The following is a 25,180-nucleotide window of genomic DNA, read 5'->3' on the forward strand; positions in this document are numbered from 1 at the left end:
CCGAAGGACGAAGCACATGACCATCAACCTCCCGCTCCAGGCACCCTCCGCGGCAGGGCTCACCTGGGCCGTCACCCGCAACGACGAGGCGAAGACCGACGCCGAGCGCGGCGCGATCCTCGCCGACCCGGGATTCGGCAACCACTTCACCGACCACATGGTCGACCTCTGCTGGTCGGAGAAGGGCGGCTGGCACCGCCCGCGCGTCTCGCCGTACGGGCCGATCCAGCTCGAGCCGTCGGCCGCGGTGCTGCACTACGCGCAGGAGATCTTCGAGGGCCTCAAGGCCTACCGCCACGCCGACGGGTCGATCTGGTCGTTCCGCCCCTACGAGAACGCGGCGCGCCTGCAGCGCTCGGCTGCCCGCCTCGCGCTGCCCGAGCTGCCGAGCGAGTACTTCATCGACTCGCTGAAGCAGCTCATCGCGGTCGACGGCGCCTGGGTGCCCACCGCCCCCGAGACGAGCCTCTACCTGCGCCCGTTCATGTTCGCCAAGGAGGCGTTCCTCGGCGTCCGGCCCGCGAAGAAGGTGGCCTACTACCTGATCGCGAGCCCGGCGGGTGCGTACTTCCACGGCGGCGTGCAGCCCGTGTCGATCTGGCTCTCCACGCGATACGCGCGTGCGGGCAAGGGCGGCACCGGCGCGGCGAAGACCGGCGGCAACTACGCGTCGAGCCTGCTGCCGCAGGCAGAAGCGGCCCAGCACGGATGCCAGCAGGTGCTGTTCCTCGACGAGGGGAAGTACCTCGAGGAGCTCGGCGGCATGAACGTGGTGCTCGTCTACCGCGACGGCACCGTCGTGACGCCCGAGTCGGACTCGATCCTCGAGGGCATCACTCGCGACTCGGTGCTGCAGCTGGCGAAGGACCGCGGCCACGTGGTCGAGAGCCGCAAGGTGACCATCGACGAATGGCGCGAGGGCGCGGCATCCGGCGACATCGTGGGCGCGTTCGCGTGCGGCACGGCCGCCGTGGTGACGCCCATCGGCCGCCTGCTCGCCGAGGACTTCGAGATCGTGCACTCGGGCCCGCAGGCGACCGAGCTCGCCCTGTCGCTGCGCGAGGAGCTCACCGGCATCCAGTACGGCCGCGTCGAGGACCGCCACGGCTGGATGACGCGGCTCGACGCCTGATGGCGGGGGCCGTGATGCCCGGCGCGGTCGCTCCCGCGGGCTCCGGCGCGGCCATCCGGCCGTTCCGGCGCGAGGACACCGAGGCCGTCGTGGCGCTGTGGCGCCGCGCCGGCCTCGTGGTCCCGTGGAACGACCCGTACCGCGACATCGAGCGCAAGCTCACGGTGCAGCCCGAGCTGTTCCTCGTGGCCGAGGACGGGGCATCCGCGCCGGTCGTCGGCGCCGCGATGGTCGGGTACGACGGGCACCGCGGCTGGGTGAACTACCTCGCGGTCGACGAGTCGCGTCGCGGAGAGGGCATCGGCGCGACGATCATGGCCGAGGCGGAGCGCCTGCTCGTCGAGCGCGGCTGCCCGAAGCTCAACCTGCAGGTGCGGTCGACGAACCAGGGCGTGATCGACTGGTACCGCTCGCTCGGGTACGAGCCCGACCATGCAGTGGGCCTCGGCAAGCGGCTCATCCCCGACGTTCCCGAGGCCGGTGCGCCCGCGCAATAGGCTGGCTCCATGAAGATCGCGCGCTTCTCCCACGGCGACACCATCGCCTTCGGCATCGTCGACGAGGAGGAGGACGAGCTCGTCGTGTTGAAGGCCGATCCGATGTTCGCGGGCTACGAGCCGACCGGCGCACGCGTGCCGCTCGCCGAGGCGCGCCTGCTCGCGCCCGTCATCCCGCGGTCGAAGGTCGTCGCCGTCGGCAAGAACTACCGCGAGCATGCCGAGGAGATGGGCGGGGAGGCGCCGGCGGAGCCGCTGCTGTTCCTGAAGCCGAACACCTCGGTCATCGGCCCGGGCGACGCGATCGTGCTGCCCCGTCAGAGCGAGCAGGTCGAGCACGAGGGCGAGGTCGCGGTCGTCATCGGCCGCATCGCGAAGAACGTGGCCGAGGCGGATGCCGCGAGCGTGATCTTCGGGTACACGATCGCGAACGACGTGACCGCCCGCGACCTGCAGCGCCGCGACGGCCAGTGGACCCGTGCGAAGGGGTTCGACACGTTCTGCCCGCTCGGACCGGTCATCGACACCGAGCTCGACCTCGAGGGCGGCACGATCGAGACCGTCGTCGATGGCGAGCGACGCCAGCACGGCCGCCTCGCCGACATGGTGCACTCGATCCCCGCGATCGTCGCCTACGCGTCGAGCGTGTTCACGCTGCTGCCCGGCGACGTGATCCTCACGGGAACGCCCGCGGGTGTGGGCCCGCTCGTGGACGGCGACACCGTCGAGGTCACGGTCTCGGGCCTGGGCACGCTGTCGAACCCGGTGCGCGCGGCGGGCTGATCCGTCTGGCGCTGCGGCCCGTGGCCTGCCTCAGCGGCCGAGCGTGCGCGCGGCGAGGTCGACGTCCTCGTCGTCGTTCCACAGGTGGAACGCCACGCGCGCGCGGCCGGCGCGGCCCGAGGCGGTGATGCCGGCCGCGGTGAGCGCCCGCAGCGAGGTGCCCTCGGCGTCGGGCCAGGCCACGATCGCGCTGTCCGAGGGGTCGAGGCCGATGCGCTCGCGGAACGCGTTCGCGAGGCCCACGGCGTGGTCGCGCACCTCGGTCGGGTCGAGCGACGCGGCGAGGCCGAGCGCGGCCTCCGCGCCCATCCACGCGTGCCACGCGGGGGAGACGTCGAAGCGGCTCGCGTCCTCGGCGAGGTGCAGGTCGGGTCCGTAGCACGAGGCCCACGGGTCGGTCCCCGACCACCAACCGGCGGCGAGCGGCACGAACTCGTCGAGGGCGCGGTCCGAGAAGGCGGCGAAGGCCGCGCCGCGCGGCGCGCAGAGCCACTTGTAGGAGTGGCACACGAGCAGGTCGGCCTCGACGTCGGTCGTCGGCATCCAACCGGTCGCCTGGGTCGTGTCGACGAGCACGCGCGCGCCGACGGCACGGGCGGCCTCGGCGACGGATGCCGCGTCGGTCACCCGGCCCGTCGCGGACTGGACGAGCGAGTACGCCACGAGCCACGTGCTCGGCCCGATCTCGTCGGCGAGCGCGTCGAGGGGCACGTGTCGCACGCGCAGGTCGCCGCGCACGAGGAACGGCGCGACGAGCGACGAGAAGTCGCCCTCGATGCAGACGATCTCGGCACCGGCGGGGGCGGATGCCGCGGCGAGCGCCACGAAGGGGGAGACCTGCGACCCCGTGGCGATCCGGCTCGCGTCGACGCCGAGCAGCGTCGCGGCGTGCACGCGCGACCGGTCGACGGCGGACGTGTACTCCATGGAGTCGGCGGTGCCCGCGGCCCAGCGCTCGAGGTCGCGTCGCACGGCGTCGACCGTGACATCGGCGGGCAGGCCGAGCGTGCACGCCGCGAGGTAGCCGCGTCCGGCGGTGAATCGATCGCGGAGCGCGGCGGGTCGGTTGCGCACGGTGGAGGTCATGCCCCCAGTCTCCGCTCGTGGCATCCATTCGACAACAGCAGGTATGTGATCACACCCATGCCGTCACGTTATGCTTCGAGACATGTCGGACGCCTCCATCGACGGCCTCGCCGCCGCCCTCGACCTCCAGACCGTGCGGGTCGTGCGCCAGGTCGCCGAGCACGGCTCGCTGACCGCCGCCGCCGAGGCGCTCGGCTACAGCCAGCCCGCGGTGAGCCAGCAGCTGCGCCGGTTCGAGGAGCGCACGGGCATCGCACTCGTCGAGCGGGTCGGTCGCGGCATCCGCCTCACGCAGTCGGGACGCGTGCTCGCGCGACACGCCAACGCCGTGGCGACCGCGCTCGAGGCCGCTGCCGGCGAGCTCGCCGAGATCCGCGGCCTGCGCGCCGGACGCGTGCGGCTCGTCGCGTTCCCGTCGGCGTCGGCATCGGTCGTGCCGCGATTCATCGCGGCGCTCGGGGCGGCGCATCCGGGCGTCTCCGTGACGTACGTCGAGGCCGAGCCGCCCGAGGCGGTGGCCGCCGTCCGCGCCGACCGCGCCGATCTCGCGATCACGTTCAGCTACCCCGGCGACCGCGACGACCCGCACCGCGCGAGCGCCCGAGGCCTCGACGTGCGAGCGTTCGGCGAGGAGCCCATCCGGCTCGTGCTGCCGTCGGGGCATCCGGCCGCGGCATCCGACGTGGTCGACCTGGCTGCGCTGCGCGACGACCCCTGGATCGCCGGCTGCCCACGCTGCCGTGGGCACCTGCTCGAGCTGGCGGATGCCGCGGGGTTCGCGCCGCGCATCGCGTTCGAGACCGACAACTTCGTCGCCGTCGAGGGGATGGTCGCGCAGGGGCTCGGGGTGGCGCTGCTGCCGGCGCTCGCGCTCGCGGCCTCGCCGCGGCATCCCGACGTCGTGACCCGGCCGACGGCCCGTGCCGACGTGCGGTCCTTGCACCTCGTCACCGCGCGGGGCGCCGAGCGTGTGCCGGCCGTCGCGGCCGCGATCGCGGCACTCGAGTCGCTCGCCGCCTGACACGGCGGCTCGACGCGGCGGCCAGCCGGAAAGACCGGGGAGGACGCGGCGGCGTCGCGCCGATCGCTAGCATGGACGGGTATGTCCGAGACAGCCCACCCCACCACGTCCGCCACCGGTTCCGAAATCCGCGTGCGCTTCTGCCCCTCTCCGACGGGCACGCCCCACGTCGGCCTCGTGCGCACCGCCCTCTTCAACTGGGCGTACGCCCGGCACACCGGCGGCACCTTCGTGTTCCGCATCGAGGACACGGATGCCGCGCGCGACAGCGAGGAGAGCTATGAGCAGCTCCTCGACGCGCTCACCTGGCTCGGGCTCGACTGGGACGAGGGCATCGGCATCGGCGGGCCGCACGCGCCCTACCGCCAGTCGCAGCGCAGCGAGATCTACGCCGATGTCGTCGAGCGGCTGAAGGCGTCGGGCCACGTCTACGAGAGCTACTCGACTGCCGACGAGATCGACGCCCGGAACGAGGCCGCCGGCCGGCCGAAGCAGCTCGGCTACGACAATTTCGACCGCGACCTGACCGACGAGCAGCGCGCCGCGTTCCGCGCCGAGGGTCGCGAGCCGGCGCTGCGCCTGCGCGTGCCCGACGTCGACCTCGGGTTCGACGACCTCGTGCGCGGCCGCATCGACTTCGCCGCCGGATCGACGACCGACTTCGTGGTCGTGCGCCCCAACGGCGCCCCGCTGTACACGCTCGTGAACCCGGTCGACGACGCGCTCATGGGCATCACGCACGTGCTGCGGGGTGAAGACCTGCTGAGCTCGACCCCGCGCCAGATCGCGTTGTACCACGCGCTCATCGACATCGGCGTCACGACCTTCGTGCCGCGCTTCGGCCACCTGCCCTACGTGATGGGCGAGGGCAACAAGAAGCTCTCGAAGCGCGACCCCGAGTCGAACCTGTTCCACCACCGCGACCGCGGCTTCATCCCCGAGGGCCTGGTCAACTACCTCGCGCTCCTCGGCTGGGGCTTCTCTGCCGACCGCGACGTCTTCAGCCGCGACGAGCTCGTGGCCGCGTTCGACGTCGTGAACGTCAACCCGAACCCGGCGCGCTTCGACCTGAAGAAGGCCGAGGCCATCAACGGCGACCACATCCGGCTGCTCGAGTCGGGGGAGTTCGCTGCCCGCACGGTGCCGTACCTGCAGTCGGCCGGCGTCGTCGAGACGCCGATCTCGGCTGCGCAGGAGGCCGTGCTCGTCGAGGCGGCGCCGCTCGTGCAGGAGCGCATCGGCCTGCTCGGCGAGGCGTCCGGCATGCTGGGCTTCCTGTTCACGGATGCCGCGGGCCTCTCGTACGACGACGACGCCCTCGCCGGCCTCCCCGCCGACGCCCCGGCCGTGCTCGCCGCCGCCCGCGACGCCCTCGACCGCCTCCCCGCCGACGCGTGGACGCACGACCAGATCGAGGAGGCGCTCCGCGGCGCCCTCGTCGACGGCCTCGGCCTCAAGCCGCGCGTCGCCTTCGGCCCCGTTCGCACGGCGATCTCGGGTCGCCGAGTGTCGCCGCCGCTGTTCGAGTCGATGCAGATCCTCGGCAAGATCGACTCGATCGACCGCATCGACCGGCTCGCGGCGCGGCTCGGCTGACGCGCGGCAGGGCCGCCGCGGGGCGAGGCTCGCTCAGTTTGGTCGGTGCCCGGTGCGTAGGCTAGAGTTGCGTGTCGGCCCGAGCTTCGGTTGAGGGCCATTGGGGTATGGTGTAATTGGCAACACGGCTGATTCTGGTTCAGTTGTTCTTGGTTCGAGTCCAGGTACCCCAGCAGTGAGGAAGCCCCCGGTCAAGCGGGGGTTTTCGTGTTTCTGCGGTCGAACGAACCGCTTGTCCGATTCCCGCCGCCCTCGCCGGTCTCCACGCACCGCCTCCCTGCTTCGAGTCCGGAAATCCGGGGATCTTGGCGCGTTCGAGCTCGTGGTCCCGAGAGGACCTGATTCAGGGCGGATCGTTCTGTGTTCGAGTCCGCCGTAGCGACCGTTCTGTTCCAGGCCTCGTCAGCCGACGTTCTCCTCGAGGGCGACCGTGCAGCGCCAGTAGAACGGGGCCCCTCCGACGGGCTGACCCTGTGCGTCCCACGTGAAGACCTCGATTTGGGCGTCACGGTCCGCGTTCACGAGCGAGGCGCGAACGGTCGCGTGAATCGCACTTTGGGCACGGGGCGTCGCAACGACGTTGATCGGTGCGCTGGCGACCAAGAAGTTCTCGCCAGCCTGCGGAGGAGCAAACAGGCAGGTCACATCCTTGAGGCGGATCGTGGCCTTGCCATTGGCGTCGGTCACACCGCCGCCCGAGACGTCCAGCATTCTGCTTCGGACGCAGCGCTTGCCAAGAAGCAGGTTCTGGATGGTTGTCGTGCTGTCCGTGATCGAGGAGATGGCGATTGGCCACTGGATGAGGATCTCGCCGCGATCGACGATCGCCCCTTCTGGGATGGCTCCGAGAGCGGCTTTGAGCTGCTCGCGCGCATCGACTTCCTTATCTGGCATCGCTCGGCCCTCCTTCTCTTCCTCGGAGGCGAGCTTCTGCATATGGCCAGCCGCTGGATCGCCTCCGCAGCGATCGCGCGCCTCCGCCTTCGTTTTCGTCTTCCGCCCCGCGATCAAGGGAACGTCAGCGATGAAGTCCCGATACGTGCCGGGGAGCGCAGATGGCCGTGAGTAAACTCCGACCCGCAGGGCGCCGCAAGTCCCCGTAAATGAGGACTGCTCACAGTCGTGGCTGAGGGGCGGTACCGTCGCCAGGCCCGCCTCGTGGTCAGTGCACCCAACCATGCCGAGTGCCCCCCACCGTGGTTGACGCTCGCAGTCCGCCTCCAGTCCGGGCGCTCTCAGTCCGAGATGACGGCGTCCTCGCATCTCGGCGTAGGCTCCGGTGCATGGCGAGGCAGATCATCGCGACAGGCAATGCGCCGAGTTCTCCACTGTTCAGTCAGGGTGTTCGAATCGGATCGACGATCTTCGTGTCGGGGATGGCGGGCGTCGATCCGGCAACCGGCGAGCCGGCGGGGGCATCGATCGGGGATCAGACTCGGCAGGCCCTGCGCAACTGCGAGTCCGTGCTCGAGGCAGCGGGGTGTTCGCTGGACGATGTGGGGTTCGTCACCGTGTTGCTCGCGCGCCCGGCCGACTTCGCCGGCATGAATGCAGCGTATGCGTCGGTCTTCAGTGACCGCCCTCCCGCCCGCGCCGTGACGAGGCTGGGCCCGGAGCTCCCCGGCATCCTGGTCTCGATCGCGATGACGGCGCACATCGCAGAGTGAGTCGACGCGACCGGACGACAGCTCACGCTGCACGCTCGCAGCCATCATGACCGAGGAGCAACCGGATACGCCGTCGTGCCCTGCATGATCACGTCCAGGCAGTCGCGGAACAGGTCATCGGGCGTGAGGCCGTCATGGAAGTACTCGGCGATGCCGGCCACGACCGTGGGGTAGGCGTTCGTGAAGGACTCGAGGTCGAAGTCCTCCGCGGTGTCCGCGGCGGGGCGGCCGATCTGCTCCTCGAGCACATGGCCCACCGTGAAGTGCTCCACGGTCAGGACGATCAGGCGAGCCTGCCGCAGGGGGACCCCACGAGCGACCAGGGTGCTGATCGCGAGTTCGGAGATGGCAGCCATCCGCAGGGAGAGCTGCGACGTCGAGATGATCCGCGCGCCATCGGGATGCGCCAGGAGCGCTCGGCGCAACCGCTCGGCGAGGGCGACCAGCCACTCCTGCCAGGTCTCTTCGGGCTTGGGCGGCACCATCTCCGGGAACTCCTGTTCGAGGATCGCGTCGGCGATCGCCGTGAGCAGGGCCGCCTTGTTGGGCAGGTACCAGTAGAGCGTGGGCTGCTGCACGCCGAGTCTGGCCGCCAGCTTCCGCAGGGTCACGCCGTCGAGGCCGTCGGTGTCGAGCAGCGCGATGGCTTCGGTCACGATCTGGTGCTTGTCCAGCGCCATGGCCCCACCTCCGCGGCCAATCTATCAGCGATAGACGCCGCTCTCTATCGGTGATAGATTTCGTCTCGATCACTGAGACAGCACGAAGGGACGGCACCATGACGACGAAGGCTCGCGCACTCGACCGACTCCACGACGCAACTCACCTGGTCCCCGGAGTCCCCGCTCACACGAGTCGGCCGGCCGGACACCAGGGCGCCACGCAGCACGGTCGCAGGACCCACGTGCCCGTCGACGGCCGGCGTTCACCGCGCGGCACGATCAACGTTGCAGCGCGGCAGCCGCGCGTACTGGTCGCGTGGCAGCGACGGGTCGCCGCGTTCTTCGGTCAGAAGGCGTGATTCAGAGGAGCCCTCCACCTGCGTCCCCGCCGGGACCGCCGGGGCGGTGCTTCGCGGCATCCGCGTCCTGCACTTCACGTTGACCGTCCCGGTCGAGTCCGCCGATCGGCGCACGACCCTTCCCGAACCGGTTCCAGAGCCCGACTCCGACCGCGGCCAGCACGATCACCCCGCCGACCACGATCCAGCTCACCGGGTCCATGACGTCCTCCGATCGACTCGCCGCAACGCAGCGGCTCCTGCGCCGGATGCTACGCCCCGCCATGCACGGTCGACATGACCACACCGGACGAGCGGCGCCGAGGCATCCACCCCAAACCGAGGGACGCTGATGCGGCGACACGTACCGGCCCGCCCGGTGCGCGACGACGCGGCGGGTACCCGAAGGCACCCGCCGCGTCGCGCGAGCGTCAGCTCTCGAACTTGTTCTTGAACGCGTCGGAGCTCTTGCCCGCGCCGTGCGACTTGCCCGGCACGCGCACGCCGTTGACCGTCGACGTGTCGAACGCGAACGTGGCCACCGCGGCCGCCACGGCGTCGGCGTTGAGATCGAGGGCGCCGACATTGACGTTGCCCTCGAGGTCGTAGTCCGCACCCAGCTGGTCGTACAGGGCCACGTTCTGGCCGGCCCCGGTCAGGTTGTCGCACGGAGCGTGGTAGCACGGGTCGTACGCCGCGCCGGGCACGCCACCGTAGAGCGCGGCCTCGGCCGCCGTCTTCACGCCCTCGGCACCGGTGAACAGGCCACCGGCGGGGATCCCCACCGCGATGAAGGGGCCGTAATCACTGCGCCCCGAGAACTCGGTGTCCTGGTACGGCGATCCGCGGCCCGCGTAGAACGCCTCGAACACGTCCTCGATCTGCGCTGAACCCGGCGGGATGAACCCGGCCGGCGCGGTGCCGCTCGAGTTGTCGCCGTCGTAGATCCCGAGCATGTAGTTCGGTGAGGCGATCATGTCGAAGTTGAGGTAGAGCGCGATCTGGGCGATCTGGGCGTCCGTGAGCTCGCCGACGTAGTGCTCGGAGCCGAGCAGGCCCTCCTCCTCGGCGCCCCACCAGGCGAACCGGACGTTGTTGTTCGGCTTCACCTTCTTCATCTGGATCGCCGTCTCGAGCAGAGCGGCGCTGCCCGAGCCGTTGTCGTTGATCCCGGCGCCGTCCTGCACGCTGTCGAGGTGCGCGCCCGCCATGATGGTGTTGGCGCGGTTGCCCGTCGCAGTCTCGGCGATGACGTTGTAGGCGGTGCGTGTGTCGGCGTCGAAGTCGACCGTCACGGTGACGTTCGCGCCGGGCGTGGAGGCGAGGTTCTCACCGGCTGCCGACGTGACGAACACCGCGGGGATCATGAGCCCGGTGGCGTCGCCGATCATGTTGATGAGCCCGGTACGTCCGGGCTGACCCTCGTTCATGATGACGACACCCGCCGCACCGGCGGCCTGTGCGTTGAGCGCCTTGACGGCGAAGCCGCACGTACCTCGCTGCATCAGCGCGATCCCGCCTGCGGGGAATCCGGCGAAGTCGCCCGACTCGCAGCCGCTCGTGTTGCTGTTCGGGGGAAGTGCTGCGGCGGGGACGACCAGTCCGACCGGCGTGAGCGTGCCCGTCGCGGTCCCCTCGGGCGTGCCGGAGTCGAAGGTGTTCCGCAGGAAGTCGGTGCCCTCGACGAACGTCCTCGGCTGCGGGCTGTTGCGGATGAGCCGGTTGTTCTCATCGAAGTACGGGAACGAGAACGACTGCACCTCGGGTGCGTACCCAGCGGCCTCGAGCTGCTCGACGACGTAGTCGACCGACGCGGGATGGCCGGGGCGACCGACGGCGCGGTCGCCGAAGGTGTCGGCGATGCCCTGCAGGGCCTCGAGGTGGTCGAGCACCCCCTCGGCGGTCACGGCGTTCGTGAGTTTCTTGACGGAGTTGTTGTTCGGTGCTGCATACGCCGGGGTCGCCGCCACTGCGACCGCCGCGAGTGCGGCGATGGTGGCGACGCTCCAGATGCGTCTGTTCCGGTTCGGCATCTCGCCCTCTCCGCCGGCGCGCCATCGAGCCGGCTGTCCGTGCTTGGCATGCTGGCACAGGAGGAGGAACGGAGTCGACCCCCCGTTTCCGCTTCGGGCGAGGTCCGCACGCGCGACGTCGCCGAGCGGAGGGCGGCGTGCACCGGGGCATCCGACCAAAGCGAAGGACCCCGACCCGGAGAAATTGATCGGGGCCCCTCGTTCCCTTTGGGTGTCGGGCTCAAGGGCGCACATCGAGATTGAGGATGCCTCGACAAACGCAGTCCTCCAATCGTAGGGGGGCGCCCGCGCGGACTCTGCCCCCAGAACTGGGCGATCGCGGGGGTCGACGTGCACGACCGTCGCACGATATGGGGGACCGGGATCGGCTCGCTCTGGCGGCCCCGGGGCGGCGCGCGTACCCTCCGACACAGGGGGACGCCGGATCCGCACAGGTCGAGTGCGGACGGCCCTCGTGCCGCAGGGAGATGTGGACATGTGCCGCTGGCTCGCATACTCGGGTGAACCGCTCCGACCGTCGACGCTGATCCTCGACGCGCAGCATTCACTCGTGAAGCAATCGCTCAACTCGCCGCTCGGCGCCGAGACCGTGAACGGCGACGGGTTCGGCTTCGGCTGGTATCCGACGGACGGCGGCAAGCCCGCGGTGTTCCACAGCACGGAGCCGGCGTGGAACGACGAGAACCTGCGCGAGCTGACCGAGGCGATCACGACCCCGCTGTTCTTCAGCCATGTGCGCGCCGCGGGCGGTCCGCCCATCCAACAGACGAACTGCCATCCGTTCCGCTACGAGAACTGGATGTTCATGCACAACGGGTTCCTCGGCGAGTTCGCGAAGATGAAGCGGGATCTCGCGTTCGCCGTCGACCCGTCGCTCTACACGCACATCAAGGGCACGACGGACTCCGAGATCGTGTTCCACCTCGCGCTCACGTACGGGCTCATGGACGACCCCGTCGCGGGCATGCGACAGGCAGTGCAGCAGGTCGAGTCCGTCGGGCACGAGCACGGCGTCCGGTTCCCGATGCAGGGCACCATCGCCGTCTCCGACGGCTCGACGATCTGGGCCTTCCGCTACTCGACGCAGGGGCGCTCCCGCACGCTCTTCCACTCCGTCGAGATCGACACGCTCCGCGAGATGTATCCCGACGTCGAGCGGCTGCAGCTGTTCGGCAGTCGCGCTCGGGTGGTGGTGTCCGAGCCGCTCAACGACCTCCCCGGCGCATTCGTGGAGGTCCCCGAGTCCACGGTCGCGATCCTCCACGAGAGCGGCTACGTCTACGAGCCCTTCCTCGCCGACGCCGCCTGACCGGCGGGTCCACCGGATGCCGCGGAGCCCGACCAACTCGCTCAGCGACAGGTCGCGGCGAGTTCGATGAGTGCCGTCGACGGGCGGCCGTAGAGGCTCTCGCCGTTGCCCGGTCCGTCGTAGCCCATGGAGATCGCCCACGCGGTCGCCCACGCCTCGCTCTCCTCGCGCGTGCTCGGCACGAACAGCGCCCGGCACTTGCTCGACATGGCGTGGCCGATCTCGTGCACCACGACGGCGCGCGGGATTGCCGACGACGCCCAGTCGTTCGCGATCGAGTCCGAGAGCGAGATGGTCGCCTGCGGCGCCGTGTCCTCGGGCACCGTCGCCCATCCGCCGTACGAGTCGCCCCCGCCGTACCCGTTCACCACGGGCGCCCAGTCGAACTCCAGCACGACCCCGGCGGCGATCGACCGCGCGAAGGCCTCCACGTCCTGCCGCTGACCCTCGAGCCCGCCGGCCCGCTGCTGCTGCTCGGCAGCGTTCGAGGCGGCGAGGACGGACGCGGCCGCAACGTACGACTCGACCTCCGTCGCGCTCCGCTCGTCCCACCGGCCCACGCGCGCCTCCATCGCGTCGGCGGCCGCGCGGAACGCGAGGAGGTCGGCGTTGCGTGCCGACGGGTTCGCGGCCTCGAGCGACGCGCGCGAGCCGGCGATCGCGGCGACGAGCTCGTCGCCGGCGGCCTCGACCCGATCCTTGGCCGCCTCGGCGTCGTCGGAGTAGGCCTCGAGGGCCTCGGTTCGGTCGTCGAGCTCTCGCGCGGCCGTGCCCAGGGCTGCGCCGGCTTCGTCGAGTGCGGGCGGCCATCCCGAGTCGACGGATGCCGCGGGCGCGCCCGGTTCGTCGGATGCCTCGGGCTCGTCCAGTCCGTCGAGCTCGTCGGCCGCGCGCTCGAGCGGGTCCGCGACCGCGGCATCGACGGCCGGCGAGAGGTCGAGGGCGGTGTACCGCGCGGCGAGCTCGAGGGCGTCGTCCGCCTCGCGCCCGGCGGCGGCGGCCTGGTCGACGGCGTCGTCGTAGGCCGTGCGGGCGTTTTCGTAGTCCGCGGATGCCGCGGCGTACCGCTCCCGCGCGTCCGCCGTCCACCATCCGACGCCGGCCAGCACGCCCGCCCCGGCGACGACGATCGCCGCTCCCGCGGCGACGCGGCGGAGCATCCGGCCGCGACGCATGTGCAGTGCTGTCTCGCCCGCGTCGGCGGAGGATCCGCGGTCGTCCGTGTCCACGGGGCCATTCAACGCGGCGGGCCGCGACGGCACAACGCCGGCGACACGGGCGCGGACGTCGCGTCGGGTGCTGGACAGCGAGCCGATGCTGAGGTTCGATGGTGAGGGAACGCCGCTGTCGACCGCCCGAACCGGTCGACGGGCCGCGTTCCTCGACCCCGGGGGGTGAGTGCATGGTCGTTCGGAACAAGGTCCGGAACAAGCGGGCCCGCGATTTCGCGGAGACGCGAACGCCGGCCGGCGTCCTCGGCGGGTTCCTCGGGCTCATCGCCGCGAGCGCGGCGGCGGCCACGCTCGTCGTCGTCGGGGTGACGCCGGCGATCGCGACCGTGGGCATCGCGGCATCCGGCACCATCGGCATGTTCGAGAACCTCCCGGGCTACCTGCAGATCGGGGAGCTCTCGCAGAAGAGCAACATCTACGCCACCCGCTCCGACGGCTCGACCGTGCTGCTCGCGTCGTTCTACGACCAGAACCGCATCGAGGTCGGCTGGGACCAGATCAGCCAGTACGTGAAGGACGCCGCCATCGCGGGCGAGGACCCGCGGTTCTACGAGCACGGCGGCGTCGACCTGCAGGGCACCATTCGCGCTGCCGTGACGACGGCGACGGGGCGCGAGACGCAGGGCGGCTCGTCGATCGCGCAGCAGTACGTGAAGAACGTGCGCGTGCAGGAGTGCGAGCGCATGGCCGCCGACGAGGAGGAGCGCCTCGGCTGCTACGACAAGGTGACCGAGACCTCGATCGACCGCAAGCTCAAGGAGATGCGCCTCGCGATCGGCGTCGAGAAGCGCTACACGAAGAACGAGATCCTGCTCGGCTACCTCAACATCGCGGGCTTCGGCGGCACCGTCTACGGCATCGAGGCCGCCGCGAACTACTACTTCAGCACCTCCGCCGCCAACCTCACGCTGGCGCAGGCGGCGTCGCTCATGGCGATCGTCAACAACCCGGTGAAGTTCCAGCTCGACAAGCCCGACAGTGAGACGAACGGCGTCGCCAACGGGTACGCCGACAACACCACCCGGCGCAACTACATCCTCACGAGCATGCTCGAGGAGCGGAAGATCACGCAGGCCGAGTTCGACGAGGCCATCGCGACGCCGGTGACCCCGGCGATCACCGAGCCGAGCACCGGCTGCCAGACCGCGGGCGGCAGCGCCTACTTCTGCGACTACGTGAAGAACATCCTGCAGAACGACCCCGTCTTCGGCGAGGACGACGAGGCCCGCCTGATGAACTTCCGTCGCGGCGGGTACGACGTCTACACGACGCTCGACCTCGACCTGCAGAACGCGGCCGAGACGGCGATCGCGCAGAACGTGCCGCAGACCTACCCCGGATGGGACGTCGGCGCCGTGATCTCGAGCGTCCAGGTCGGCACGGGGCGCGTGCTCGCCATGGCCCAGAACCGCACGTACAGCCAGGACCCGGCCGTGCTCGCGTCGGGCCCGCAGTACACGAGCATCAACTACAACACCGACTTCGACTACGGCGGATCGCGGGGCTTCCAGCCCGGATCGTCGTACAAGGTGTTCACCCTCGGCGAGTGGCTCAAGGAGGGCCATGGGCTCTCCGAGCGCGTCGACTCGGCGCCGAAGTCCAACTGGGGCGTCTTCCAGGACAGCTGCGAGGGCCCGCACTACGCCGGCAACTGGAACCCCCGCAACGACGCGGGCGAGTCGGGCGGCAACTACAGCGCCCTGGAGTCGACCATCGGCTCGATCAACACCGGCTTCATCGGCATGGCGAAGCGGCTCGACCTCTGCGGCATCCGCAAGACCGCAGAGGCCTTCGGCGTGCACCGCGCCGACGGCGACCCCCTGGTACAGGGCCCGTCGTCGGTCATCGGCACGAACGAGGTGGCCCCGCTGAGCATGGCCGTCGCGTTCGCGGGCATCGCCAACAACGGCGTCGCGTGCACGCCGATCGCGATCGACCGCATCACCGACCGCGACGGCAAGGAGGTGCCCGTCCCGCAGTCGACGTGCTCCGCCGCCGTCTCGCCCGAGGTCGCCGCGGCGATGCACACCGCGATGATCGGGGTGATGACGCGAGGCACGGCCGTCGCGTCGAACGCGGCCACGAACCCCCGGGTGCCGCTCATCGGCAAGACCGGAACCACCGACGGCGCGAAGGACACCTGGATGGTCGGGGCGAGCTCGAAGGTCGCCACGGCGGCCGCCGTCGTGAGCGTCAACGGCGAGGCGAACCAGCGCGCGATCTCGTTCGACAGCGGTTCGGCGGCCACCGCGCGCCACCGGATGTGGCCGATCGTCATGTCGGTCGCGGACGCGAAGTACGGCGGCGATCCGTTCAGCGAGGGCGGGCTGGGGCCGGTGGCGCCGCGCGCCGGCGACCAGTCCGAACCGGCGGATGTCCCGGCCGACGACGGCGGCCAGCCCGACGACGGCGGCGGCCAGCCCGACGGCGGCGGCAACGACGGCCCGGGCAACAACGGGAACGGCAACGGGAACGGCAACGGGAACGGGAACGGCAACGGGAACGGCGGCGACGGCGGCTAGTCCTCGAGGCGACGACGCGCGCTGCAGTCCGCTTGTACGCTGGTCGCGGCCTGCCCGCGCGCCGATCAGGAGGACCCATGCCCATCGCCGCCGAGACCGTCCGCGCCGTCGAGGAGCTGTTCGACCGGCGCATACAGGATGAGCGTGCGCCCGGGTCGGCCTGGGCGGTCTTCGATCACACGGGGGTCATCGCGGCAGGCGGGCGGGGCGCGGCACGGTTGACCGAGGCACGAGCAGGCGACGCGCAGCGCGCCGACGCGGCATCCGATGCCGGTGCCCTCGGGTCGGACGCCGACGTGCTCTTCCGCGTCGCCTCGTGCACGAAGAGCTTCACGGCCGCCGCGCTGCTCCTGCTCCGCGACCGCGGCGCCCTCGACCTCGACGCGCCCGTGCGGGCGTTCGTGCCGAAGTTCGCGCCCGAGGTGCCGGGCGGGGTCGACGCGCCCGTCAGCGTGCGGATGCTCATGACGATGTCGGGCGGGCTCCCCACCGACGACCCGTGGGCCGACCGCGAGGAGTCGATGACGCGCGATGCCTTCCGTCGGGTGCTCGCCGGCGGCATCCGCTGCGTCACCGTGCCCGGCACGGCCTACGAGTACTCCAACCTCGGGTACGCCGTGCTCGGGCAGGTCGTCGAGGCCGTGAGCGGCGACGGCTACGCGGACTTCGTCGAGCGGGAGTTCATCGCGCCGCTGGGCCTCGACGCGCGGTTCGCGGCGCCGACGGGCGACTCGCCCGCGGTCGCGATCGGCTACCGGCGCGGACCCGATGGCTGGATCGAGCTGCCGTTCACCGGCCCCGGCGTCTTCTCGGCGATCGGCGGCGTGTTCGCGTCGGCGCGGAGCCTCGCCGCCTGGGCCGGGTGGCTCGCGTCCGGATGGCGCGGCGACGAGGCGGGGCCGCTGTCGGCGGCGAGTCGTCGTGAGCTGCAGCAGCTGCACCGCGTGGCGCCGCCGCGGACGCCCGCACCCGACGATCCGATGCCGATGCCGGCGCCGCTCGTGCACGGCTACGGCTACGGGCTCGTGGTCGAGCACGATGCCCGGTTCGGGCCGGTGGTCTCGCACTCGGGCGGGTACCCGGGGTTCAGCGCGCACATGCGGTGGCACGCGGCATCCGGGCTCGGCGTCGTGGCCCTCGAGAACGCGACGTACGCGAAGGTCTCGCGCGGCGCCGAAGCGGCGCTCGAGCGCCTGCTGCTGGACGCCGATGCGGTCGAGTCGCTCCGCCCGCCGATCGTGCCGTGGCCCGAGACGTTGCGCGTCGCCGACGGGCTCGGCCGCCTGGCCGTCGAGTGGTCGGATGCCGCGGCCGACGAGCTGCTCGCGACGAACGTCGCGCTCGACCTGCCGTACGCGGAGCGGCGAGCCGCGATCGAGTCGGCGTGGGCCGCGGTCGGCGGACGCGCGGGGGAGCGAGCCACGGCTGAGGACGTCACGTGCGACTCGCCCGACCACCTGGTCTGGTTCCTCCGCGGCGCTGCCGGCCGCCTGCGGCTCGAGACGCGGCTGACGCCGCTGGTCGGCGGGCGGGCGCAGACGTTCATCGTCGGGGTCGAGGGCGCCGACCCGCAGGGGTGAGGCGGGGCGTCGCGCGTCAGAGGTCGATCGTGTCGCCCGGCTCGAGCGGCAGGTACTCGCCGCCGCCCTGTTCGGCGGCCCAGCCCAGCCGCGCGTTCGAGATGGCCTTGCCCGCGGTCGACAGCAGCATCTCGTGCGTCGGGAACGCGCGCTTCGGCGCGAGCTGCACGACGTAGTCCATCGCCTCGCCGATCTTCATCCACGGCGCGCCGGCGGGGGCGGCGAGCACCTGCACGTCGACCCCCTCGGGCACTGCGAAGGAATCGCCCGGGTAGTAGAGCGCGTCGTTCACGAGCACGCCGAGGTTGTCGATGATCGGGATCGAGCGGTGGATCTCCGCGTGCTTCCCGCCGAAGAAGCGCAGCAGGAACGGGCCGACCTCCCGCTCGTCTCCGGCCTGCACGGTCTCGACCGGGAAGTCGGAGGCCGCGGCGGCAACCCCGGCCGGCCCGAAGATGCGGACGTCGGGATTCGCGTCGCGGATGCGCTTCAGCTGCTCGGGCGTCCAGTGGTCGTCGTGCTGGTGCGTGATCACGACCGCCACGGCGCCGGCCGACTCGGTGATCGGCGTCGTGAACTTCCCGGGGTCGACGTAGAGCTTGTCGCCGGAGTCCTCGAGGACCAGGGCGGCATGCTCGAGCTTGGTGAGTCGCATGCGTCGAGCCAACACCGCACGCCGGTCGGCGCGCAAGCCCGCCGCCTGCCAGAATCGCTCCATGACTGCAGCCCCTCGGCGCCTGCTCGTCGCGGTGAATCCCGCCGCGTCGTTCGGCCGCAACCGCACGGTCGGCCCGGCCGTCGTCGAGCGGCTGGTGCACGCCGGCTACGACGTGTCGATGCTGCGCGAGGCGAACTTCGAGCTGCTGCGCCGTGAGACGGAGGCCGCCTTCGCCAATGGCACCGACGGGCTCGTCGTGGTCGGGGGCGACGGCATGGCGTCGCTCGGCGTCAACCTCGTCGCGCAGACCCGTGTTCCGCTCGGGATCGTCGCGGCCGGCACGGGCAACGACCTCGCGCGCGGGCTCGGCCTGCCCTACGACGATCCGGCCGCGGCCACCGACGCGCTCGTCGCCGCGCTCGAGCGGCCGACGCGCGCGATCGACGCCGGCGTGATCCGGCACGGCGAGCTGCGCACCTGGTTCGCGGGCGTCGTCTCGACCGGGTTCGACGCGGTCGTCAACGAGCGGGCCAATCGGATGACCCGGCCGCGCGGTCCGAGCCGGTACACGCTGGCGCTGGTCGGCGAGCTCGCCACCTTCCGCCCCCGCACGTACGCGATCACGATCGACGGCGTGCGCCGCGAGCAGAAGGCGATGCTCGTCTCGGTCGCGAACAACTCCTCGCTCGGCGGCGGCATGCGCATCGTGCCGCACGCCGACCTCGCCGACGGGCTGCTCGACGTGTTCATCGTGCACCCGCTGTCGCGGGCGGGGCTCCTGGCGGTGTTCCCGAAGGTGTTCCGCGGCGAGCACGTCGACCATCCGGCGGTCGAGTTCGTGCGGGGGAGCCGCATCACGATCGCTGCCGACGACATCGTCGCGTACGCCGACGGGGAGCGGATCGGACCCCTCCCGATCGACGTCGAGGTGGTGCCCGGAGCGCTGTCGGTGTTCGCCTGAACGGGCGGCGCGGCCTCGATTTGGAGGGAAGCCCGCGCCTGTGTCATACTCTTCAAGTTGTCGATTCGGCCCCATCGTTTAGCGGCCTAGGACGCCGCCCTCTCACGGCGGTAGCGCGGGTTCAAATCCCGCTGGGGTCACAACAGCGAAAACCCCCGGTCATCCGGGGGTTTTCTGCATTTCCGGGGAGGCCAGCACGCGGCATCCGCTGCGCTTGCGCTCGTGCCTCGTGCGCCGGCCCGGAGTGTGCACGAGGCAACGGGCTGCGCCGGGGCATCCGCTAGACTCGCCTGAGCGAAGGGGAGTATCCCGCGGGGCCCATGGCCCCGGCCAACGATCGTCAGTACGAGCGCCGAAGACGCCGCTCCGGTCGTGGCGGCGCGCCGATGGCGCAGCCGGGAGAGACTTTCGGGTCCGTCTGTACCCTCCAACCCCCGGAAGGCCTCCTGTGCTCGAACTCCCCATCTGGTTCGAAGTGGGATCCCTCGTGGTCCTCACCCTGATCCTCATCGCCGACCTGCTCCTCGTCGTGAAGCGACCGCACATCCCGTCGTTCCGGGAGTCGACGCTGTGGGTGCTGTTCTACGTCGGGCTCGCGCTCATCTTCGCGCTGCTGATGCTGCTCCTCGGCGACGCCGAGCACGCCGGGCAGTTCGTGGTCGGCTGGCTGACCGAGTACAGCCTCTCGATCGACAACCTCTTCGTGTTCGTGGTGATCATGGCGCGATTCGCCGTGCCGAAGAAGATGCAGCAGGAGGTGCTCATGGTGGGCATCATCCTCGCGCTGATCTTCCGCGGCGCGTTCATCCTGCTCGGCGCGCAGCTCATCGAGAACTTCAGCTGGATCTTCTACATCTTCGGCGCCTGGCTGGTCTGGACCGCGATCCAGCAGGCGTTCCTGCACCGTGAGGAGAACGCGGAGGAGAACGACAGCGCGATCGTGCGGATGCTGCGCAAGCGCGTGCGCATCTCCGACGACTACGACGGCATCAAGTTGCGCACGACGGTCGACGGCACGCGGATGTTCACGCCGATCCTCATCGTGTTCATCGCGATCGGCACGACCGACCTGCTCTTCGCGCTCGACTCGATCCCGGCGATCTTCGGCATCACGCAGTCGGCGTTCATCGTCTTCACGGCGAACGTGTTCGCGCTCATGGGCCTGCGCCAGCTCTACTTCCTGCTCGGCGGCCTGCTCGAGCGCCTCGAGTACCTCAAGTACGGCATCGCGTTCATCCTCGCGTTCATCGGCGTGAAGCTCGTGTTCCACGCACTGCACGTGAACGAGCTGCCGTTCATCAACGGCGGTGAGCACGTCGACTGGGCGCCCGAGATCTCCACGTGGGCGTCGCTGGGCGTCATCGTCGCGGCGATGGCCGTCGCGACCGTCGCGAGCCTCGTCAAGGCGCGTCTGGACTCGAGGCGCCGCGGCGCCAAGCTCCTCGACGAGGTGCCCCACTTCACGGAGGACTCGCCCCGGGAGCGCTGACCGCCGGCTCCCGCCGTCGTCGCGCCGTGCACGACGGTCCGCGACGGCGGCCCGGAGTTGCTAGCGTTGGGAGGCGGCGCCTGGGTGGGGCGCCCGGGCCGGGGGTCCGGATCGAGCTGCGACGAGGAGAACCGTGTCCGCTGACGGCGAGGACATCGTCCCGCTCCCACACGGATCCGCCGTGATCGCGCACAGTGCGCAGACCGACGTGGGCCGCGTCCGCACCATGAACGAGGATGCGTACCTCGCCGAGGCGCCCCTCTACCTCGTCGCCGACGGCATGGGCGGCCACGCGCGCGGCGACGCGGCGAGCCGCGCCGTCGTCGAGACGTTCCGCCGCCACATCGAGGCCGGCAAGCCGACGTCGCCCGAGCAGGTGCTCGACGCGATCCACACCTCGAACGACGCGGTGCGCGCGCTGAGCGCCGAGGGCGAGGAGGGCACCGCGGTCGCGGGCACCACGCTCACGGGCGTCGCGCTCGTCGACGCGGGCGACGGCAGCGGCTTCCACTGGATGGTCTTCAACATCGGCGACTCGCGGGTGTACTCGTGGGACGGCCGGACGCTCGAGCAGCTCAGCGTCGACCACTCGGCCGTGCAGGAGCTCGTCGACGCCGGCCTCATCAGCGCCGACGAGGCCGAACGCCACCCCGACCGCAACGTGATCACGCGGGCCATCGGGGCCGACGACGTCGTCGATCCCGACGTCTGGCTCATCCCCGCGACCGGGCGCCAGGTCTTCCTCGTGTGCTCCGACGGCCTCTCGAAGGAGGTCGACGACGACCGCCTGGCGCACATCCTCGCGGGCGACACCGGCCACGCCGCCGGCCTCGCGGGCGAGCTCGTCGACGCCGCCCTCGAGCACGGCGGCCGCGACAACATCACCGTCATCGTCGTGGAGTCCGAGCTCGGCTCGACCGGCGACGACGACGAGACCACGCGCGACCGTCCCGACGGGCTGACGCGATCGATCGAGGACACCACGCCGCGCACCGACGGGGGTGACCGTGGCGACGTACCGGCCTGATCCCGCGAACGAGTGGATCGCCGCCGTCCGCGGCGGCGTCGTGCTGTTGGCCCCGTCCGCGTCTGCCACCGAGGTGGCGGCCCTCTGGCCGCGGCTCGCCGACGCCGATCCCACCCCCGCGGTGCTCGACGCGCTCACGTCGCGCGGACTCGCCGCGACGCCGCCGTTCGCCCTCGTCGTGCGCGATGCGGCCGCGGGCTCGGCGCGAGTCGTGGCTCGTGGCCCTGTCGCCGTGCACGTCGGCGCCGAGGTCGTCTCGGGCTCGGGCATCTCCACCTGGGCCGAACGCGTCGTCGCGGTCGGCGATGCCGAGGTGCGCGTCGAGGCGGTCACGGCCGGCATGGCAGCGGATGCCGCGACGTCGCTGCCCGTCGTCGAGGCGATCGTGCCCGCGGTGTCGGTGCGCTCGGCGGGCGTCGAGTCGATCGCGCCGGTCGTGTCGGGCGACGAGGTCGACGAGCAGACCCGCGTGGTGGCGCGCGTGGTCGCGGAATCCGCGACGCCGGTCGCAGCATCCGACCCGATGCCCGCTGCCACCCCGCCGGCCGCACCGTCCGCGCCGACGATCACGGTGCCGCCCGCGGTGGTCGCCGCCGTGACGCCGGCCGAGCAGACCATCGTCCCCGCCGAGGACACGATCGCCGCGCCCGTGTCGCCGCCGTCGCCCGATCCGCTGTCCGAGCTCGACGGCGACCACGACGGGCTCACCGTCGCGAGCGTCGACCTCCGACGCCTCCGCGCCGAGCGCGCCACCCGCCAGGGACCCGCGACGCCCGCCCGCGGCGTCCCGGCGCCCGAGCCCTCACCCTCGTCGAGCCTCCGCATGCCCGACGGCAGCATCGAGGCCATCGGCACCGAGGTCCTGCTCGGCCGCTCGCCGAGCGTCAGCCAGGTGTCCGGCGTCCGGCTTCCCCGGCTCGTCACCATCGGCGCGGGCGATCCCGACATCTCGCGCAACCACCTGCGCGTCGCGGTCGAGGGCGACACGGTCGTGGTCACCGACCTGCACTCCCGCAACGGCACGCACGTCGTCGCCCCCGGCAAGCCGCCCGTGAAGCTGCGCGCGGGCGAGCCCACGCCCGTGCTCACGGGCACGGTCGTCGACCTCGGCGGCGGCTGGACGATCCAGGTGGTCGGAGCCTGATGCGTCGCGCCCCCTCCACGCCGCCCGACCTGCCCGGGTACCGATCGCTGCAGCTGCTCGGCTCCGGGGGGTTCGCCGACGTCTTCCTCTACGAGCAGCGGCTCCCGCGCCGCAAGGTCGCCGTCAAGGTGCTGCTCACCGAGGAGCTCGGCCGCGACACCCGCGCGCAGTTCGTCGCCGAGGCGAACCTCATGGCGCAGCTGTCGGCGCACCCGTTCATCGTCACGATCTTCCACGCCGACGTGGCCGCCGACGGCCGCCCGTACTTCGTCATGGAGTACTGCTCGGGTCCGAGCCTCGCCGAGCGCTACAAGCGCGAGCGGTTCACGGTCGAGGACGCGCTGCGCACCGGCATCCGCCTCGCCGGCGCCGTCGCGACGGCGCACGCCGCCGGCATCCTGCACCGTGACATCAAGCCCGCGAACGTGCTCACGAACGACTACGGCTGGCCGGCGCTCACCGACTTCGGCATCTCGTCGAACCTCGAGGGCGAGCTTCCGGTGCACACCGTCACGTCGCCCGAGGACGCCTCGGCGACCGGGTCGGGCCAGTCCGCCGTCGGGATGAGCGTGCCCTGGTCGCCGCCCGAGATGTTCGAGGACGATCCCCGTCCCGACCAGCGCAGCGACGTGTTCTCGCTCGCCGCGACCGTCCACACGCTGCTCGCCGGCCGCACGCCCTTCGAGATCCCCGGCCGGCCCAACGGCTCGCTCGACCTGATCGGCCGCATCGAGCGCGGCGCGATCACCCCGATCGACCGGACGGACGTGCCGCGCAGCCTCACGGCGGTGCTCGCGAAGGGCATGGCGACCCGCCGCGACGACCGATACCCGAGCGCGATCGAATTCGCCCGGGCCCTGCAGCGGGTCGAGCTCGAGCTCGGCTACGCCCCGACGGGCATCGAGGTCCCCAACCTCGCGTCCGCCCGCGCCGAGGCGCCCGACGGCCCGGCCGGCGACGACGCGGATGCCACGCGCGCCCGCGCCGTGCGGTCGGTCGACGCGCAGCCGCGCCCCGCGGCATCCGCCGGCGACGACGCCACCCGGGCGCGCACCCCGCGCTCGGTGGAGGCGCAGCCCACGCCCGACGACGGCACCGTGCTGCGCGGCGCGGCCGCGCGCACGTCCGCGTTCGAGCCGGCGCCCGTCGACGCGACCGTGGTCCGCCCGGTGCGGAGCGCGTCGGGGCCGGTCGACGCCACGCAGGTGCGCCCGCGCGGCGGCGTCCCCGCGGCATCCGACGCCGGCACCGGCACGCGCACGGCCGCACCGAAGCGCTCGCGCGCAGGCACGATCGTCGGGGTCGCCGCGGGCGTGGTCGTCGTGGCCGCCATCGGCATCGCCCTGGCCCTCTCGGGCACGCTGCAACAGGGGTCGGCCGATCCCACCGCCGCGCCGGGCGACCAGGACGCGATCGTCGCCGCGACGGTTCCCGCGCCCGTCGTGGAGGCGGGCGAGCGGTCGGCCGACGGCGTGAGCGTGAGCTTCCCGGTGTCGCATCCGAGCGCCGAGGACGGCGACCGCTATCGCTGGCACCGTGCCGACGGCTCGGGGTCGACCGAAGTGGCCGAAGGACCGGCGATCGTCGTCGCGGGCGTGAGCTCGGGGGAGCGGGTGTGCATCGAGGTGCAGGTGCAGCGCGGCAGCAAGACGTCGGAGCCGGTGACGGGATGCACGCCGTGAGGCCGCTGAAGGTCGAGTTCTGCGGCGAGTGGTACACCGTCGAGGAGGGCGCGCCGTTCACGATCGGACGCGAGTCCGACCTCACGATCGACGACAACCCCTACCTGCACCGCACGTTCCTCACGCTGTCGTCGGAGTTCGGGCTGTGGTGGCTCTCGAACGTCGGCCAGCTGCTGTCGGCCACGGTGTCGGATGCCACGGGGAGCGTGCAGGCGTGGGTGGCGCCGGGCGCCAAGCTCCCGCTCGTCTTCCAGACCGTGCACGTCATGTTCAGCGCCGGATCGACGACCTACGACTTCACCGTGCACGCCGAGGAGGACTTCTACAACACGTCCCTCACCGCCGAGCCGGCCGACGGCGGCACGACGATCCTCCCCGTGACGCTCACGACGGGCCAGCGGCAGCTCGTGGTCGCGCTCGCCGAGCACGTGCTCTCGCAGCCCGTGGCCGGCCGGGCGACCGTGCCGACGTCGGCCGAGGCGGCGGCGCGTCTCGGATGGAGCATGACGACGTTCAACCGCAAGCTCGACAACGTCTGCGAGAAGCTCGACAAGATCGGCGTCGACGGCCTCCGCGGCGGTCGTGGCAGGCTCGCGACGAATCGCAGGGCCCGCCTCGTCGAGTACGCCGTGGCCACGCGGCTGGTCAGCGCCGACGACCTCCCGCTGCTCGATCGCGGGGCGGACGGCGAGGCCGAGCCGGCCCGCGCCTAGGCCGTCCGACATGGGGAGGCGTCCCCATTTCAGGGGTGCGCGCGACCG

22 protein-coding genes and 2 tRNA genes are annotated in these 25,180 nt (G+C 71.6%); 17 read left to right on the forward strand and 7 right to left on the reverse strand.

Features of this window, described 5'->3' with window-relative positions:
• Positions 1-16: 16 nt before the first annotated feature.
• The 3 genes from ACWGO8_RS15895 to ACWGO8_RS15905 are packed head-to-tail and all read left to right on the forward strand — an operon-like array spanning position 17 to position 2,412.
• The gene (locus ACWGO8_RS15895; protein WP_452043990.1) at positions 17-1,132 is read left to right on the forward strand and encodes a branched-chain amino acid aminotransferase; all 1,116 of its coding nucleotides are present in this window, start codon (positions 17-19) and stop codon (positions 1,130-1,132) included.
• On the forward strand, positions 1,132-1,629 hold the full coding sequence (locus tag ACWGO8_RS15900) for a GNAT family acetyltransferase (RefSeq protein ID WP_452043991.1): 498 nt from the start codon (positions 1,132-1,134) through the stop codon (positions 1,627-1,629). The genes ACWGO8_RS15895 and ACWGO8_RS15900 overlap by 1 nt, the downstream gene beginning before the upstream one ends.
• 9 nt (positions 1,630-1,638) lie before the next feature.
• Positions 1,639-2,412 carry a fumarylacetoacetate hydrolase family protein gene (locus ACWGO8_RS15905; RefSeq protein WP_376955157.1) on the forward strand — a complete coding sequence of 258 codons (774 nt, stop codon included), beginning with the start codon at positions 1,639-1,641 and terminating at the stop codon, positions 2,410-2,412.
• Positions 2,413-2,442: 30 nt separating this feature from the next.
• Here the strand turns inward: ACWGO8_RS15905 and ACWGO8_RS15910 are convergent, their stop codons facing one another.
• The gene (locus ACWGO8_RS15910; protein WP_452043992.1) at positions 2,443-3,498 is read right to left on the reverse strand and encodes an aminotransferase class V-fold PLP-dependent enzyme; all 1,056 of its coding nucleotides are present in this window, start codon (positions 3,496-3,498) and stop codon (positions 2,443-2,445) included.
• Positions 3,499-3,580: 82 nt separating this feature from the next.
• On the opposite strand from ACWGO8_RS15910, the gene ACWGO8_RS15915 reads away from it, so the two are divergent.
• The 3 genes from ACWGO8_RS15915 to ACWGO8_RS15925 all read left to right on the forward strand — a co-directional run bounded on the left by ACWGO8_RS15915 (position 3,581) and on the right by ACWGO8_RS15925 (position 6,288).
• A complete protein-coding gene (locus ACWGO8_RS15915) occupies positions 3,581-4,519 on the forward strand; it encodes a LysR family transcriptional regulator (RefSeq protein WP_452043993.1) in 939 nt (312 codons plus the stop codon).
• Between the two features lie 81 nt (positions 4,520-4,600).
• Positions 4,601-6,115, forward strand: a complete 1,515-nt coding sequence (gene gltX, locus ACWGO8_RS15920; RefSeq protein ID WP_452043994.1) for a glutamate--tRNA ligase — start codon at positions 4,601-4,603, stop codon at positions 6,113-6,115.
• A gap of 101 nt (positions 6,116-6,216) precedes the next feature.
• Positions 6,217-6,288 (forward strand) — tRNA-Gln (locus ACWGO8_RS15925).
• 229 nt (positions 6,289-6,517) lie between these two features.
• Here the strand turns inward: ACWGO8_RS15925 and ACWGO8_RS15930 are convergent.
• Positions 6,518-7,051, reverse strand: coding sequence for a hypothetical protein (locus ACWGO8_RS15930; protein ID WP_452043995.1), 534 nt, complete (start codon positions 7,049-7,051; stop codon positions 6,518-6,520).
• Between the two features lie 347 nt (positions 7,052-7,398).
• Here ACWGO8_RS15930 and ACWGO8_RS15935 point away from each other — a divergent pair, with 347 nt between their 5' ends.
• A complete protein-coding gene (locus tag ACWGO8_RS15935) occupies positions 7,399-7,782 on the forward strand; it encodes a RidA family protein (protein WP_452043996.1) in 384 nt (127 codons plus the stop codon).
• Between the two features lie 44 nt (positions 7,783-7,826).
• Here the strand turns inward: ACWGO8_RS15935 and ACWGO8_RS15940 are convergent, their stop codons facing one another.
• The 3 genes from ACWGO8_RS15940 to ACWGO8_RS15950 all read right to left on the reverse strand — a co-directional run bounded on the left by ACWGO8_RS15940 (position 7,827) and on the right by ACWGO8_RS15950 (position 10,815).
• Positions 7,827-8,462 (reverse strand): TetR/AcrR family transcriptional regulator C-terminal domain-containing protein, encoded by a 636-nt coding sequence (locus ACWGO8_RS15940; protein WP_452043997.1) that lies wholly within the window; start codon positions 8,460-8,462, stop codon positions 7,827-7,829.
• A gap of 342 nt (positions 8,463-8,804) precedes the next feature.
• The gene (locus tag ACWGO8_RS15945) at positions 8,805-9,005 is read right to left on the reverse strand and encodes a hypothetical protein (protein WP_452043998.1); all 201 of its coding nucleotides are present in this window, start codon (positions 9,003-9,005) and stop codon (positions 8,805-8,807) included.
• A gap of 208 nt (positions 9,006-9,213) precedes the next feature.
• Positions 9,214-10,815 (reverse strand): M28 family peptidase, encoded by a 1,602-nt coding sequence (locus tag ACWGO8_RS15950; protein WP_452043999.1) that lies wholly within the window; start codon positions 10,813-10,815, stop codon positions 9,214-9,216.
• 550 nt (positions 10,816-11,365) lie between these two features.
• On the opposite strand from ACWGO8_RS15950, the gene ACWGO8_RS15955 reads away from it, so the two are divergent.
• Positions 11,366-12,124, forward strand: a complete 759-nt coding sequence (locus tag ACWGO8_RS15955; RefSeq protein ID WP_452044000.1) for a class II glutamine amidotransferase — start codon at positions 11,366-11,368, stop codon at positions 12,122-12,124.
• A gap of 41 nt (positions 12,125-12,165) precedes the next feature.
• Here the strand turns inward: ACWGO8_RS15955 and ACWGO8_RS15960 are convergent, their stop codons facing one another.
• Positions 12,166-13,353: a hypothetical protein gene (locus ACWGO8_RS15960; protein WP_452044001.1), complete on the reverse strand. Its 1,188-nt coding sequence runs from the start codon at positions 13,351-13,353 to the stop codon at positions 12,166-12,168.
• 173 nt (positions 13,354-13,526) lie between these two features.
• Here ACWGO8_RS15960 and ACWGO8_RS15965 point away from each other — a divergent pair, with 173 nt between their 5' ends.
• Together ACWGO8_RS15965 and ACWGO8_RS15970 are read left to right on the forward strand one after the other, a co-directional pair.
• Complete coding sequence (locus tag ACWGO8_RS15965) at positions 13,527-15,878, forward strand: transglycosylase domain-containing protein (RefSeq protein ID WP_452044002.1); 2,352 nt, start codon at positions 13,527-13,529, stop codon at positions 15,876-15,878.
• A gap of 77 nt (positions 15,879-15,955) precedes the next feature.
• Positions 15,956-17,458, forward strand: a complete 1,503-nt coding sequence (locus tag ACWGO8_RS15970) for a serine hydrolase domain-containing protein (protein ID WP_452044003.1) — start codon at positions 15,956-15,958, stop codon at positions 17,456-17,458.
• A gap of 16 nt (positions 17,459-17,474) precedes the next feature.
• Here ACWGO8_RS15970 and ACWGO8_RS15975 read toward each other — a convergent pair whose 3' ends face one another.
• Entirely contained in the window at positions 17,475-18,113 is a 639-nt protein-coding gene (locus ACWGO8_RS15975; RefSeq protein WP_452044004.1) for an MBL fold metallo-hydrolase, read from the reverse strand.
• A gap of 61 nt (positions 18,114-18,174) precedes the next feature.
• On the opposite strand from ACWGO8_RS15975, the gene ACWGO8_RS15980 reads away from it, so the two are divergent.
• The 7 genes from ACWGO8_RS15980 to ACWGO8_RS16010 all read left to right on the forward strand — a co-directional run bounded on the left by ACWGO8_RS15980 (position 18,175) and on the right by ACWGO8_RS16010 (position 25,132).
• Positions 18,175-19,077 carry a diacylglycerol/lipid kinase family protein gene (locus ACWGO8_RS15980; RefSeq protein ID WP_452044005.1) on the forward strand — a complete coding sequence of 301 codons (903 nt, stop codon included), beginning with the start codon at positions 18,175-18,177 and terminating at the stop codon, positions 19,075-19,077.
• Positions 19,078-19,144: 67 nt separating this feature from the next.
• Positions 19,145-19,217 (forward strand) — tRNA-Glu (locus ACWGO8_RS15985).
• Positions 19,218-19,525: 308 nt separating this feature from the next.
• Positions 19,526-20,566, forward strand: a complete 1,041-nt coding sequence (locus ACWGO8_RS15990; RefSeq protein ID WP_452044006.1) for a TerC/Alx family metal homeostasis membrane protein — start codon at positions 19,526-19,528, stop codon at positions 20,564-20,566.
• Between the two features lie 133 nt (positions 20,567-20,699).
• Complete coding sequence (locus tag ACWGO8_RS15995; RefSeq protein WP_452044007.1) at positions 20,700-21,593, forward strand: PP2C family protein-serine/threonine phosphatase; 894 nt, start codon at positions 20,700-20,702, stop codon at positions 21,591-21,593.
• Complete coding sequence (locus tag ACWGO8_RS16000; RefSeq protein ID WP_452044008.1) at positions 21,574-22,737, forward strand: FHA domain-containing protein; 1,164 nt, start codon at positions 21,574-21,576, stop codon at positions 22,735-22,737. The genes ACWGO8_RS15995 and ACWGO8_RS16000 overlap by 20 nt, the downstream gene beginning before the upstream one ends.
• Positions 22,737-24,419, forward strand: coding sequence for a protein kinase domain-containing protein (locus ACWGO8_RS16005; protein WP_452044009.1), 1,683 nt, complete (start codon positions 22,737-22,739; stop codon positions 24,417-24,419). Before ACWGO8_RS16000 ends, ACWGO8_RS16005 begins: the two co-directional genes overlap by 1 nt.
• The gene (locus ACWGO8_RS16010) at positions 24,407-25,132 is read left to right on the forward strand and encodes a hypothetical protein (RefSeq protein WP_452044010.1); all 726 of its coding nucleotides are present in this window, start codon (positions 24,407-24,409) and stop codon (positions 25,130-25,132) included. Before ACWGO8_RS16005 ends, ACWGO8_RS16010 begins: the two co-directional genes overlap by 13 nt.
• Positions 25,133-25,180 lie beyond the last annotated feature (48 nt).

Source organism: Agromyces sp. NPDC055661 (assembly GCF_053618135.1).